Here is a 13,534-nt window from a genome sequence, read left to right as displayed (position 1 = left end):
CGCAGGGCAAAAATCTTTGAACAAGTTGTCAAAATCTCTGCTTTAGGTTTTTCAGTTAGCCCGATGTAGTTTGATTGGCAGACACAACATCACTCACTAACGGAGTTAAAAAAATGAGCACATTCAAAACGAAAGACGGCGTTAACCTCTACTACAAAGATTGGGGCAAAGGTCAGCCAGTCCTGTTCAGCCACGGCTGGCCGCTGGACGCAGATATGTGGGAGAGCCAGCTCAATTTTCTCGCCGAACGTGGCTATCGTGCCATTGCGTTTGACCGTCGCGGCTTTGGTCGCTCTGAACAGCCGTGGGAAGGCTACGATTACGACACCTTCGCCGATGATATCCATGCGCTGATTGAGCATCTGCAACTGGATGACATCACGCTGGTGGGCTTCTCAATGGGCGGCGGTGACGTTTCACGTTATATCGGTCGTTACGGCACGGGGAAAGTGAAAGGGCTGGTGCTATTGGGTGCGGTGACGCCCATCTTGGGCAAAACCGATGATCATCCGGAAGGCGTTGAAAAAGCGGTATTTGATGGCATCAAAGCGGGCCTGCGTAAAGACCGTGCGCAGTTTATTAAAGACTTCGCCACACCGTTTTATGGCGCCAATGCCGGACAGACCATTTCTGAGGGCGTGATGACACAGACGCTGAATATCGCGCTGCTGGCCTCACTGAAAGGCACGATCGATTGTGTCACGGCGTTTGCGGAAACCGATTTCCGCGCTGATATTGCCAAAGTGGATGTGCCAACGCTGGTGATCCACGGCAGCAATGACCAGATCGTGCCGTTTGAAGCCACCGGTAAGCTGGTACACGAGATGATCGAAAGTTCAGAGCTGAAAGTCTACGAGAACGGCCCGCACGGTTTTGCGGTGACGCATCAGGACCAATTGAACGACGACTTGCTGGCGTTCCTGCAGGGAAATAAATAATCGCAGGTTTCGATGCGCCGCGATTGATTGCGCTAACTGGCAGCGGTGTTGCTGCTATCAAATGCGCCATACATTGCGCGGCTGGTCATAAAAAAGGGCGCTGAGGCGCCCTTTGTGTTTTTTAATCCGCCAGCAGATGCCCGTACATGGTCATCAACCGACGCGTCACGCCGTTGGTCCAGCCGAAGCCATCCTGCAGCGGATACTCACCACCGCCACCTGGACGGGCACGATCGCCGCTGATGTCATACTTCTCCACCAGCTTGTGATGCAGTGAATAGAAGTTCTTCACCGTGGTCAGCCAGTTAACGGCAATCTCTGTCGCCAGCGTCTCTTCGCCGTAATGATTCAGGCCGACTATCGCCATCCACTGCAGCGGCGCCCAGGCGTTGGGTTTATCCCACTGTTCGCCGCTTTCCACCATCGATGTCAGCAGTCCGCCCTGGGTCAGCAGCAATTGACGCAGCGCAATAGCTTGCAGATGCGCCTGTTCAGGCGAAGCCAGGCCAAGGAACAGCGGCACCACAGCCGCTGCCGTGAAGGCACCAAAGCGTTCATCGCGCCAGTTGTAATCACGGTACACGCCTGCGGTGTCATCCCACAGGTAACGATGAATCGCCTGCTTACGCGTATCGGCTTTTTTCTGCCATGCCAGCGCCGTTAGCTCTTCACCTTTGGCGTGTGACAGCGTGGAGATCATCAGCTCCAGCTTGTAGAGAAACGCATTCAAATCCACCGGAATAAACTGGGTAGTGCGAATGCTGGCCAGACGCTGCGGATCGCGCAACCAGCGTGAGGAGTAATCCCAACCGGATGCGGCACCGGCACGCAAATCGCGGTACACCTCATTCGCCGGACGGCTGGATTTGCTGGCGGTTTCTACGTCTTCCATCCACGACTCATCACGCGGCGTGTCGCGGTCATCCCAGTAACGGTTGAGCAGTGAGCCATCCGGCATACGCACCACGTGGCGATACGCCTGATGTGGCATCAGCTCGCCCGCGCCATCCATCCAGAACTGATACTCTTTCATCAGCTGGTCGAGATAACGCTTGGCACCGCGAATCCCATCCTCTTCAAACAGCTCAACCATCAGGGCAAACACCGGTGGCTGTGAGCGGCTGAGATAATAAGTCCGGTTGCCGTTTGGCACGTGGCCGTAGTTATCGATCAGCCATGCGAAGTTATCTGCCATGTCGCGCAGCAAATCGTCACGCCCGGCATCGGCAAGGCCGAGCATGCTGAAATAGGAGTCCCAGTAATAGGTCTCACCAAAGCGTCCGCCGGGCACCACATAGGGTTTTGGCAGCGGCAGCAGCGATGAGTGCGGTAAATGCTGTTGCGGCATTTTGGTTAACACCGGCCACAGCTCGTCAATATGTTCCGTCAGCGATTTATCCGGATTGGAAACATAAAAACTTTCATTCACCTGTGGCAAATAAAAATGGTCGTGCACGAATTTTTCGAGATCGAATTCGGCCGAGCGACGCGTGCGACGATAGCGGATTAATATATCCAGCGGATCATATTTTGGCGCGCAGTCCGGGAATGTTTTTCCATCCGGAAATATGCGCGACATCTGCACATGCTCGAACAGTTCAAGATAGCGATCGGCAGGGGTGAGCGCATCTGGCGCGGGCAGACCCTGGATCAGCTCCGGTTCCGGCTCGGAATCCTCCATGCCTTCGCGGATAAATTCGTGAGGATCGTATTGATACCCCAAATCAGCATGGGCTTCGTGTTCCCCGAAAGCTTGACGTTGCTGGTGGTTAGTATTAATAGCGGCCTCCTGAAATTGCCTGGTTGCTCAAAGCACAAATTATAGAGCTTTGAATAGCTGAGACAACAATGCGAAATATCTATGAACGTAATAAATCTTGTCGATTGATCCGGCTTTTTAGTGAATTTACAGCGATTACAACAAGCTATATTTCAGGAAGTGAAAGCAGTGTTTTAAATGGTGGTTCAAATCAGCGCACAGAATTATCTGTAAATAAGAAAATCGCCATTATTTGGCTTAAATAGCGCGCTTTGCTTTGATCATTTGGTGGCATACGAGACGGGAATCAGGCCAGCGTGCGCTGGCCTGATGAGACATTACTTCGCCAGTGTGGCTTTAATCACTTCAGCATAGGGCGTGGTCGGGCGGCCAATCAGTTTGCTCAGTGCATGACTGTCATCGAACAATCCGCCTTGTGCAGCACCGGCATCAGAATCCGCCAGCAGTTCTGCTAATGCATCCGGCAAACCAGCCCCTTTCAATGCTGCCTCGAACTCAGCAGGCGGCAGGTTGATGTAATCCACTTGCTCACCAGACTGTTTAGCAATCTCGGCGCTGAACTCGGCCAGCGTATAGCTCACATCGCCAGCGAGTTCATACACTTTACCTGCCTGATCGTCACGGCTGATCACTTCAGCGGCAGCAGCGGCATAATCCACGCGGGCGGCCGATGAGATGCGGCCTTCACCCACTGCGCCAATAAAGGCGTGATGTGCCAGCGCTGGGGCAATGCTGGCGGCATAGTTCTCGGTGTACCAGCCATTACGCAGCAGGGCATAGGGCACGCCTGAGGCCTTGAGCATCGCTTCCGTGGCGCGGTGCTCGACGCCCAGACCCAGCGTGGTGGTATCTGCATGCAGCAGGCTGGTGTAGGCGATAAACTTCACGCCCGCCGCTTTTGCCGCATCAATCACCGCCTGGTGCTGCGCTTCACGCTGACCCACTTCGCTGGAAGAGATCAGCAGCAGTTTATCGACGCCGCTGAACGCGCTTTTCAGCGTGTCTGGTTTACTGTAATCCGCCGCGCGCAACGTTACGCCCAGCGCTTTGAGATCGTCTGCTTTCTCAGGTGAACGCACTGCCGCAATCACTTCGCTGGCAGGCACTTTTTTCAGTAACTCGTTAATCACCAAACGGCCCAATTGGCCTGTGGCACCGGTAATCGCAATCATGATGTTCTCCTTCAGTTTGAGCTGGAATGAAATCAGCCTAAGGGATAAACTAACTTTTAGTAAGTACTTACAGATTTGTTAGTTTGGGAGAGGCAGCATAAATGTCTGAAAAATTGAGTAATAAATTTATCCGTGGCGAGCTGCTCAATGTAAATTGCCCTTCACGCGACGTGCTCAAGCGCATCACCAGCCGCTGGAGCGTATTGGTATTATTAGCGCTGCGCGAAGAAACGCTGCGTTTTAGTGAACTGCGCCGCAAGATCGGTGGCGTTAGTGAACGCATGCTGGCGCAAACGCTGCGCTATATGGAAGAAGATGGGTTTATCGAACGCATCGCCTATGAAGTGGTGCCACCGCATGTGGAATACCACCTGACGCCACTCGGGCGTGAAGTTGAAGGGCATGTGATTGGCCTGGCCGACTGGCTGGAAAGCAATGTGCACCGTATTGTGAAGGAGACGCCATCCGCCTGATGCGCAAGGTCGGCGCGCGGCGCTGACCCGGTCATTTTTTCACTTCGATCATCCTCACATTTTTTCCTGATCTCACCCTGAATCCCTCGATCCTTCTCACACTTTATGAGCAAAAAACAGCGGTTACCCGTAACCCCGGTGGCGCGCTCTCCAGCCTGTATCTACGTTGTATACAATCCGCATCCAATTTGAATGTGATGCGTTACGCGGCCGAAAACACCACGGCCTAAAGGTTCATGCTGTCGTCATGAGGTACGTCATGCCACAGGGACAATCTAAATCGATAATGCTGGATAAGGCGATCAGTGCACGCAGAACCAACGTGCGCTGGCTGGTGGTCGCCGTGCTGTTTTTTGTCACGCTGATTAACTATGCCGACCGCGCCTCGATCTCGCTGGCGGGGCCGGGGATGGCAAAAGATCTTGGGCTCAACGCCGTAGACATGGGCGTGATCTTTTCGGCATTTGGCTGGGCCTATGTACTGTTTCAGCTGCCGGGTGGTTGGTTGCTGGATCGCTACGGCTCGAAACTGATCTACAGCCTGAGTATCTTTTTCTGGTCGCTGTTCACCCTGATGACCGGCCTCGCGGGCTTTGTCACTGGTGCGGCGGCGGTCGTGGTGGTGTTTTGTCTGCGATTTTTAGTCGGTGCAGCGGAATCACCGTCATTTCCGGCGAACAGTCGCCTGGTGGCAGCGTGGTTCCCGGCTTCTGAGCGCGGCACGGCGGCGGCGATCTTTGCCTCCGCGCAATACGGTGCCACCGTGTTCTTTGCGCCGCTGATGGGCTGGCTGGCACATACTTACGGCTGGCACTCGGTGTTTACCGTGCTGGGCCTGATCGGCATCGCCTTTCTGCCGTTGTTCCGCAAACTGGTGCATGACCCGCTATCGCATCCGATGACGAACCAGGCTGAGCTGGATCATATGCAGCAGGGCGGGGCGCTGGTGAATATGGATGGCGATAAGCATAAGCCGCGCCTCAGCTGGCTGAAGCAACTACTCAGCAGCCGCATGATGCTGGGCATCTACCTTGCGCAATATTGCTTAAACGCGATTGGCTTCTTCTTCATCACCTGGTTTCCGGTTTACCTGGTGCAGGAAAAGCACATGACCATCATGAAAGCGGGGTTTGTCGCTGCCATTCCGGCAGTATGCGGATTCCTTGGCGGCATTATGGGCGGTTTCCTGTCAGATGTGCTGATTCGTCGCGGGATGTCGTTGTCACTGGCGCGCAAACTGCCGATTGTCTGCGGCATGCTGCTGTGTTGCGTAATGGTGTTGTGTAATTACACCGACTCAGAAACCGCAGTCATCGCGATTATGGCGGCCTCTTTCCTCGGCAAAGGCATTGGCGGCATGGGCTGGACGGTCAACGCTGACACCGCGCCAAAAGAGATCGCGGGCTTATCCGGCAGCGTGCTTAACACCTTCAGCAATGCGTCGAGCATCACCACGCCGATCATCATCGGCTTTATCCTGCAACTCACCGGATCTTTCAACGGCGTGTTGTGGTTCGTGATCGCGCATGCGGTGGCGGTGATCCTTTTCTATCTGTTCATGGTCGGCAAGATCAAACGTTTTGAACTGCGCGATGTTGGGGAGGAAGCGTAATGGAGAGTCCTGGCTACAAGCCTTCGCTCAGCGAAATAGCCTATCGGCGTATCAAAGAGATGATTTTGTCACTGACGCTGGCACCGGGTAGCTCATTGACAGAAATGGGATTGATTGACCAGCTGGGCATGAGTCGCACGCCGATTCGTGAAGCGCTGTATCGCCTGCAGCAGGAGCGTTTTGTGGAGTTGACACCGCGCAAAGGCTGGTTCGTCAGTGAAATCAAATTGCAGGATATTCAGCAGCTGTTTGTCATTCGTGAGGCGCTGGAAGGGATTGCCACGCGGCAGGCGACGCAGCGAACGCCCGATCATGAGCTGGCGGTGATGGCAGATAAGCTGGCCGCGCTGGAACAGGGCCTGCGTGATGATGAACTGAATGCCACCGATGCCGGTGATGAGATCCATACGCTGATCTTTGCACACGCCGACAACCCTTACATCAGCAGCATCATGACGCTTTATCTGGATCGTCTTCAGCTGTTTCACGTTATCGCGATGAATCTACCGGGCCGTAAATGGCAATCCTGGCTGGAGCATCGTCAGATTTTAGCGGCCATGCAGTCGCGCGATGCCGATGCGGCCGAACAGGCGATGCGACAACACATCCGCAGTAGTCTGCAAAGTATTCTGGAAGGGCTGATGCAGCAGCCCGGCTTTCCCTCTCCCGGCGTGCGACTCACGCCCTCTCTTTGATAGGAGTCACGATGCGCAAGGCGATTATTTTTGGCGTTGACGGCCTGACGATGCCGCTGCTGCAACGCTATGTGGCACAGGGCGCGCTGCCCCATATTGCCCGTATGCTACAGCAAGGCTCCGCAGCGGAGTTGCTGCCCTTTATCTCGGCATGGGGCGATGTCAACTGGGTGACCTTTCTCGCCGGGCAGAGCCCTGGCACCAGCTGGATTGGCCAGGGATTGCCGCCCGACAACCAGCAAAGCCGCAACTTACTGGCAACGATGCAGGAGGCTGGGCAGCGCGCGGCACTGGTGCATTTTCCGGAAAGCGTCAAAGCCGATGGCGATCACTTCAGCTTTGCGCCCTATTGGGGACGTGCACAGCCGTGGCCGGGCGAGATATTCCGGCCAATGGGACACACCACCCGTCTCACCGAACGTTTAGGCCAGGGCGGTGCGAAGCAACAAACGCTGGGCTGGCCACCCAAAAGTGCGCTGGCGTATCACAACAAAGGCGCCTGGCAGGCACTTGAGGCGAGCGAAGAGGGTTATGTCCTGTGGTTACGCGGCGGACATGGCGATGAGCTGGCGTTAACGCTGCGGGTTGAGCAGGGACAGCCATCCCTGCAATTCGGTGAACAGCGCGTTGTTCTGCCGATCGGGCAGTGGTCTGCCTGGCTGTCTCTGGCTGCTTATGACATTCCCGGCAGCGTGCGTTTTTACTGCGGCGAATGTGATGTGCGGGGCAATATCGAAATTTTGCAAAGCCAGGTGACGCGAACCGATGCCCTGAGCAGCGATGCGCGTTATTTACAGCAGCAATCACCTTTCTTCAGCAAATGGGTGGCAAAAGCGGCGCCGCAAACGCCTTATCTGGCTGCAACCTGGCAGGAGGGCGATGAACAGTCGCAGTGGCTGGTAGATAGCGCGCTGGAACTAACGCAACGCCAGGGCTTTGCGTTATGGGCGACGGTGCATCGGCTGGTGGACGAATCGCACCACAACTGCCTTGGGCAGACCGATCCGGATTCCCCGTTCTTTGATGCACAGCAGGCAGAGCAATATGACGCGGTGATGCGCCGCAGTTATCAAATTCTTGATGACAGCATTGGCCGTTTGCTGGACGAAACGGACGAGGAAACACTGGTGGTGCTCGCATCCGATCACGGCGCTGTGCCCAACAGCTATATGTGCGACATCTATCGTTATCTGCAAAAGCAGTCGCTGGCTGTGCTGGATGCGCAAGGCCTGCCGGATATGGCCCGTTCGCCGCTTTATCTCAAGGCAGAGCGCGGCGGTTTGGAAATCTTCGTGAATCATGACGTCGTTGCGCCACAACAGGTTGACGATCTCTGCGCGCGCACCCTGCAGGCACTGAGCGGCTGGCAGGTGCAGGAGGGCGATGGTGTGCGTAACGCGGTGAGTATCGCGCTGCGACGTGACGATGCAGCGGCTCTGGGATTCTGGGGCGACTGCGCAGGCGACATTGTCTTTGCCTACAACACCGGTTTCGTTTGGGGCGTTAGCCAGACGGGTGAAGATATTTGTGCTGTGGAAGAACCCGGCGCAAATCATGGTCCGCAGAAACCTACCGCAGAAACCGCTCTCGGGTCCAACTATGGCGTGATGCTGGCATCGGGCAAAGGCATTCGACAAGGTTACTACCATCCGCGCCAGCAGCGTGGGCCTTACCGCATGACCGATCCTGCGGCGACGCTGGCGCACTGGCTTGGCCTTAACACACGCGATCTCGATGGACGCATCATGAGTGAAATTTTTGACACCCCGCAGGAGCCCCAATCATGAAAATCACCGCCGTTAACACGCACCTGCTGAGTGCCAAACTTAGCCAACCGTTCGCCTATTCACGTGCCCGTTATGATACCCGCACCGCGATGCTGGTGGAGATAGTGACCGATCAGGGGTTGGTTGGCTGGGGAGAGTGCTACGGTCCGGCGCGCATCACCAAAGCGGTGGTGGATGAACTCGGGCAGATGTTGATGGGCGAAGATGCACTGCGCAGCGAGTTTCTCTGGCAGGAACTTTACGCCAGGCTGCGCGATCACGGCCAGAAAGGCGTGGTGATTCAGGGATTGAGCGGCATTGATATCGCGCTGTGGGATCTGCGTGGCAAATATTTTGGCGTCCCGACTTATCAACTGCTGGGTGGCGCCACGCGAACCGAAGTGCAGGCTTATGCCACTGGATTGTATCGGCGTGACAGTGGCGACCCGCTGCATTATTTGTGCAAAGAAGCAGCGGGTTACATTGAGCAGGGTTTCAAGGCCATGAAGCTTAAAGTGGGATTTGGCGTGCGCGAGGATGCAGCGGTGACTCGGGCCATTCGCGACACCATTGGCGAAGACGCCGCGCTGATGATCGACGCCAATCACGCTTATGACGCGGTTGCTGCCATTCGGCTTGGTCGGGAAGTGGAAGAGCTGGATATTGGCTGGTTTGAAGAGCCGGTGCCGCCAGAAGATTTAGCCGGCTACCGTGCGGTGAAAGCGGCGATCGATATCCCGGTTGCCGGTGGCGAATGCGAGTTCACCCGCTATGGTTTCCGCGAAGTGCTGACACAACAGGCGATGGATATTATCCAACCCGATATCTGTGCGGCCGGGGGCTTATCGGAGTGCAAGAAGATTGCCGATATGGCACAGGCGTTTGGTGTGCGCGTTAATCCGCACGTCTGGGGCAGCGGCATTGGTATTGCCGCTTCGTTACAGTGGATGGCGACAGTGCCGACGCATACGCCCACATCGCTACAGCCGGTTCAGCCTCTGCTTGAATTCGACCAAACCGAGCATCCGATTCGACAGGCCATTATCGCCGAACCTATTGTGCAGCAAAATGGATGGGTGCAAATCCCGAACGGGCCGGGATTAGGCATTGAAATCAATCGCGATGCATTGAGGCATTTCGCACTGTAGAGGTGGCAAGAAGGGCGGTCATAAAGGCCGCCCTCGATGAACATCAGTCGACAGCGCGTATCCCTGCTCAGCCGTGCAGATACTTCTCAAACCACCCCAATGTCCGGCTCCACGCCAGTTCGGCTGCCGCTTTGTCATAACGCGGGGTCGAGTCGTTGTGGAACCCATGATTCACGCCGGGATAGATATAGGCTTCATAGGTTTTGTGGTTGGCCTTCAGCGCCTCTTCATAGGCTGGCCAGCCTTCGTTGATGCCTTTGTCTAACGCGGCATAGTGCAGCAGCAGTGGGGCGTTAATGCGCGGCACGTCTTCCGCTTTAGGCTGGCGGCCATAAAACGGCACCGCACAAGCCAGTTCCGGGAAGGCCACGGCAGCAGCATTCGCCACACCGCCGCCGTAACAGAAACCGGTGATGCCAACTTTGCCGGTGCCCTCTTCGTGGTGCATCAGGAAATCGACGGCGGCAAAAAAGTCGTTCATGAGCTTAGTTGGATCGACTTTGGCCTGCATCGCACGGCCCTCTTCGTCATTGCCGGGATAGCCGCCCATTGAACTCAGGCCGTCCGGTGCCAGCGCAATATATCCGGCTTTCGCCACGCGGCGTGCGACATCCTCTATATAAGGATTCAATCCGCGATTCTCATGCACCACCACCACTGCACCCACTTTGCCGCTGGCTTTGGCCGGGCGCACCAGATAGCCTCGCACCTCACCGTGGCCTTGTGGTGAGGGATAGTGAATGTATTCGGGTTTAATCTCGGGATCGGTGAATTCAACCTGCTGCGCCAGCGCGTAGTTGGGGCTCATGGCGCTGAGCAAGGTGGCACCGGTCATGCCGGCGATGGTGAACTTAGCAGCAAGGGTGATGAACTCACGTTTGCTGATCCTGCCGTGTGCGTAATAGTCATATAACTCAAGCAGTTCCTGGGGAAAATCTTGTGCGGTAAGACGGGTCATAACCTCTCCTTCGCTGATTAACCGATGGCTTTGCTGCTCTAAAAAAGCACAGCGGGTTAACGCTTGCAAACGCTATGCCGCAAAGCGTTAAGCGAGAGAGGAGCGCAATGTGTCTGGCCCAGGCCTGTAAAAAATATATCCTTTGGTTTTAAAAGAGGGCTATTTTAATTAACAATCGAGATAACATCATATTGTCTGGAATTATTGATACGCTATCTGACGAAAGATTTAATTAACCTTCCTGTTATCCGCACTAAAAAATAATCAAATGAGAGAGTCAACGGGTAACGATGAGATCTTAGCGCGAAGGTTAATAACAATATCGCTACAATAACCGAGGGTTGTTAACCTTAGGTCTGTGATATCAATCAATTAGTCTTTGATGAAGACAATGATCGTTATCAACAAACACTGTTATAGTTTTAAAGACTTCCTCTGTTTATTTTCGTTCTGACTGCTTCCTTTTACATTAGTGCGACCTTTCATCCGATAAGACGAAATAGATTCCCGCACGCTGTTGTTCATTATAAGTAAAAATTCCAGTGCACTTTGTGGCAATGAGGTAAGCAATGTTTGGATTAGATGCCTTTCACCTGGCAAGGATACAGTTCGCCTTTACTGTCTCCTTCCATATTATTTTTCCGGCTATCACCATCGGCCTCGCCAGTTTCCTGGCGGTGCTCGAAGGGATGTGGCTGAAAACCCGTAATGAGACCTATCGCGATCTCTATCATTTCTGGTCTAAAGCCTTTGCCGTGAACTTCGGTATGGGCGTGGTCTCCGGGCTGGTAATGGCTTACCAATTCGGGACTAACTGGAGTGGTTTCTCTCAGTTTGCCGGCAGTATCACCGGGCCACTGCTCACTTATGAAGTGTTAACCGCCTTCTTCCTTGAAGCCGGTTTCCTTGGCGTGATGCTATTCGGTTGGAACCGCGTGGGGCCGGGGCTGCACTTCTTTGCTACCTGCATGGTGGCATTGGGCACCATCTTCTCAACGTTCTGGATTCTGGCCTCTAACAGCTGGATGCACACCCCTCAGGGTTACATTATTGAGAATGGGGTCGTGGTGCCGCAGGACTGGTTGAAAATCATCTTCAATCCGTCATTCCCGTTCCGTTTACTGCACATGTCCACCGCGGCTTTTCTGGCCAGTGCCTTCTTTGTCGGCGCCTCTGCGGCCTGGCATCTGCTGCACGGCAATGACAATCCCGCGGTGCGCAAGATGTTCTCCATGGCATTGTGGATGGCATTAATCGTCTCGCCAGTTCAGGCATTTCTCGGCGATGCGCACGGTCTGAATACTCTGGAATACCAGCCTGCGAAAATTGCGGCGATTGAAGGGCACTGGGAAAACAAGCCGGGTGAGCCCACGCCATTGATTTTGTTCGGCGTGCCGGATATGGAGCAGGAGCGCACCAAATATGCGTTGGAGATTCCCTACCTTGGCAGTCTGATTCTGACCCACAGTCTGGAGAAGCAAATTCCGGCACTGAAAACCTTCCCGAAAGAGGATCGCCCAAACTCTACCGTGATTTTCTGGTCGTTCCGCGTGATGGTGGCGCTAGGCCTGTTAATGATCGGCATGGGCGTGATCAGCCTGTGGCTGCGGGTGAAGAAGCGTTTGTATCAGTCGCGACCATTCCTGTGGTTCTGTTTGTTGATGGGGCCATCGGGACTGATCGCCATTCTGGCTGGCTGGATTACCACCGAAATGGGCCGCCAGCCGTGGGTAGTGTATGGCGTGCAGCGCACTATTGATGCGGTCTCTGCCCATGGCAATCTGCACATGAGCATCAGCCTGATGGCCTTCATTTTGGTCTACTGCTCGGTGTTTGGGGTCGGCTATCACTACATGATGCGGCTGATTAAAGAAGGTCCAGTGACCGGAGAAGGCAGAGAAGTAGCGCACGGTGGTCCCGGAGAGCAGCACACTCCAGCTCGCCCGTTATCTGCTGCCAATACTCATAAGCGCGGGGAGCAGTAACCATGATCGACTTTTCTATTATCTGGTTCGCCATCATCGTGTTTGGCACCCTGATGTACATCGTGATGGATGGCTTCGATTTGGGCATTGGTCTGCTACTGCCGTTCAATAAAGATCCGATTGAGCGCGACATGATGGTCAATACTGTGGCTCCCGTTTGGGACGGTAACGAAACCTGGCTGGTACTGGGTGGTGCTGCGCTATTTGGTGCATTCCCACTGGCCTATTCGGTGCTGCTGGATGCGTTATCGATCCCATTAACCACGATGCTAATCGGCTTGATTTTCCGCGGTGTGGCATTTGAGTTCCGATTTAAGGCCACCGAAGAGCATCGTCCGTTCTGGGATAAATCGTTCATAGCCGGTTCGCTGCTGGCGACTTTTAGTCAGGGCGTTGCAGTGGGCGCCATTCTTAATGGCTTCCCGGTATCAGGTCGTGAATATGCCGGTTCAGCAATGAGCTGGCTGGCACCGTTCCCACTGTTCTGCGGTGTTGGTTTAGTGATCGCTTATGCACTGCTGGGCTGCACCTGGCTGATTATGAAAACCGAGCACGACCTGCACCGCAAAATGTCAGCATTGGCTACGCCACTTACCCTGACGTTACTAGTGGTAGTCGGCATTATCAGTATCTGGACGCCGCTCACCCACGCGGATATCGCGCAACGCTGGTTCTCACGGCCAAACCTGTTCTGGTTCCTGCCTGTTCCGCTGCTGGTAGTGCTCTGCTCGTGGGGGATTGTGCGTGCCATCAAACGTGAGGCGCATTACTCACCGTTTCTTTTAACGCTGGCGCTGATTTTCCTCGGCTTCTCCGGCCTGGGCATTAGCATCTGGCCAAACATCGTGCCACCGTCGATCACCATCTGGCAGGCCGCGTCTCCGGCCAGCAGCCAGGCGTTTATGTTGGTGGGCGGTTTACTGATTATCCCGGTGATTCTGGGTTACACCTTCTGGAGTTATTACGTGTTCCGCGGAAAAATCAAAGCCGACGAGGGGTACCATTAA

Annotated in this window: 11 protein-coding genes; 8 read left to right on the top strand and 3 right to left on the bottom strand. The window is 54.7% G+C overall.

What is annotated here, in order from left to right; genetic code table 11:
* The first annotated feature begins 113 nt into the window (after positions 1 to 113).
* Positions 114 to 938 (top strand): alpha/beta fold hydrolase, encoded by an 825-nt coding sequence (locus VH86_RS02365; protein WP_045831756.1) that lies wholly within the window; start codon positions 114 to 116, stop codon positions 936 to 938.
* Positions 939 to 1,059: 121 nt separating this feature from the next.
* Here VH86_RS02365 and treF read toward each other — a convergent pair whose 3' ends face one another.
* Both treF and VH86_RS02355 read right to left on the bottom strand, forming a co-directional pair.
* Positions 1,060 to 2,718: an alpha,alpha-trehalase TreF gene (gene treF / locus VH86_RS02360; RefSeq protein ID WP_045831755.1), complete on the bottom strand. Its 1,659-nt coding sequence runs from the start codon at positions 2,716 to 2,718 to the stop codon at positions 1,060 to 1,062.
* 317 nt (positions 2,719 to 3,035) lie between these two features.
* On the bottom strand, positions 3,036 to 3,890 hold the full coding sequence (locus VH86_RS02355) for an SDR family oxidoreductase (protein ID WP_045831754.1): 855 nt from the start codon (positions 3,888 to 3,890) through the stop codon (positions 3,036 to 3,038).
* Between the two features lie 101 nt (positions 3,891 to 3,991).
* Between VH86_RS02355 and VH86_RS02350 the strand changes: the two genes are divergently transcribed.
* From VH86_RS02350 to VH86_RS02330, 5 genes are all read left to right on the top strand, one after another.
* A complete protein-coding gene (locus tag VH86_RS02350; protein ID WP_038644852.1) occupies positions 3,992 to 4,363 on the top strand; it encodes a helix-turn-helix domain-containing protein in 372 nt (123 codons plus the stop codon).
* A gap of 259 nt (positions 4,364 to 4,622) precedes the next feature.
* Positions 4,623 to 5,975 carry an MFS transporter gene (locus VH86_RS02345; protein WP_286191942.1) on the top strand — a complete coding sequence of 451 codons (1,353 nt, stop codon included), beginning with the start codon at positions 4,623 to 4,625 and terminating at the stop codon, positions 5,973 to 5,975.
* Positions 5,975 to 6,670 carry a GntR family transcriptional regulator gene (locus VH86_RS02340; RefSeq protein WP_038644856.1) on the top strand — a complete coding sequence of 232 codons (696 nt, stop codon included), beginning with the start codon at positions 5,975 to 5,977 and terminating at the stop codon, positions 6,668 to 6,670. Before VH86_RS02345 ends, VH86_RS02340 begins: the two co-directional genes overlap by 1 nt.
* 11 nt (positions 6,671 to 6,681) lie before the next feature.
* The gene (locus VH86_RS02335) at positions 6,682 to 8,457 is read left to right on the top strand and encodes an alkaline phosphatase family protein (RefSeq protein WP_045831753.1); all 1,776 of its coding nucleotides are present in this window, start codon (positions 6,682 to 6,684) and stop codon (positions 8,455 to 8,457) included.
* A complete protein-coding gene (locus VH86_RS02330; protein ID WP_045831752.1) occupies positions 8,454 to 9,584 on the top strand; it encodes a mandelate racemase/muconate lactonizing enzyme family protein in 1,131 nt (376 codons plus the stop codon). Before VH86_RS02335 ends, VH86_RS02330 begins: the two co-directional genes overlap by 4 nt.
* 67 nt (positions 9,585 to 9,651) lie before the next feature.
* Here VH86_RS02330 and yghX read toward each other — a convergent pair whose 3' ends face one another.
* Positions 9,652 to 10,542, bottom strand: a complete 891-nt coding sequence (gene yghX / locus VH86_RS02325; protein WP_045831751.1) for a YghX family hydrolase — start codon at positions 10,540 to 10,542, stop codon at positions 9,652 to 9,654.
* Between the two features lie 569 nt (positions 10,543 to 11,111).
* Here yghX and VH86_RS02320 point away from each other — a divergent pair.
* The gene (locus tag VH86_RS02320) at positions 11,112 to 12,527 is read left to right on the top strand and encodes a cytochrome ubiquinol oxidase subunit I (RefSeq protein ID WP_045831750.1); all 1,416 of its coding nucleotides are present in this window, start codon (positions 11,112 to 11,114) and stop codon (positions 12,525 to 12,527) included.
* A 2-nt stretch (positions 12,528 to 12,529) separates the two neighbouring features.
* Entirely contained in the window at positions 12,530 to 13,534 is a 1,005-nt protein-coding gene (gene cydB / locus VH86_RS02315) for a cytochrome d ubiquinol oxidase subunit II (RefSeq protein WP_038644865.1), read from the top strand.

It is taken from the genome of Pantoea sp. BL1 (genome assembly GCF_000963985.1).
Classification (GTDB): Bacteria; Pseudomonadota; Gammaproteobacteria; order Enterobacterales; family Enterobacteriaceae; genus Pantoea; species Pantoea rwandensis_B.
This window is presented reverse-complemented; position numbering and strand designations above follow the sequence as displayed.

What these genes read in the sequence shown, in the direction of transcription:
- VH86_RS02365 (WP_045831756.1), top strand. Translation starts at nt 114, where the DNA reads ATGAGCACATTCAAAACGAAAGACGGCGTTAACCTCTACTACAAAGAT.
- VH86_RS02355 (WP_045831754.1), bottom strand. Translation starts at nt 3,890, where the DNA reads ATGATTGCGATTACCGGTGCCACAGGCCAATTGGGCCGTTTGGTGATT.
- VH86_RS02350 (WP_038644852.1), top strand. Translation starts at nt 3,992, where the DNA reads ATGTCTGAAAAATTGAGTAATAAATTTATCCGTGGCGAGCTGCTCAAT.
- VH86_RS02345 (WP_286191942.1), top strand. Translation starts at nt 4,623, where the DNA reads ATGCCACAGGGACAATCTAAATCGATAATGCTGGATAAGGCGATCAGT.
- VH86_RS02340 (WP_038644856.1), top strand. Translation starts at nt 5,975, where the DNA reads ATGGAGAGTCCTGGCTACAAGCCTTCGCTCAGCGAAATAGCCTATCGG.
- VH86_RS02335 (WP_045831753.1), top strand. Translation starts at nt 6,682, where the DNA reads ATGCGCAAGGCGATTATTTTTGGCGTTGACGGCCTGACGATGCCGCTG.
- VH86_RS02330 (WP_045831752.1), top strand. Translation starts at nt 8,454, where the DNA reads ATGAAAATCACCGCCGTTAACACGCACCTGCTGAGTGCCAAACTTAGC.
- yghX (WP_045831751.1), bottom strand. Translation starts at nt 10,542, where the DNA reads ATGACCCGTCTTACCGCACAAGATTTTCCCCAGGAACTGCTTGAGTTA.
- VH86_RS02320 (WP_045831750.1), top strand. Translation starts at nt 11,112, where the DNA reads ATGTTTGGATTAGATGCCTTTCACCTGGCAAGGATACAGTTCGCCTTT.
- cydB (WP_038644865.1), top strand. Translation starts at nt 12,530, where the DNA reads ATGATCGACTTTTCTATTATCTGGTTCGCCATCATCGTGTTTGGCACC.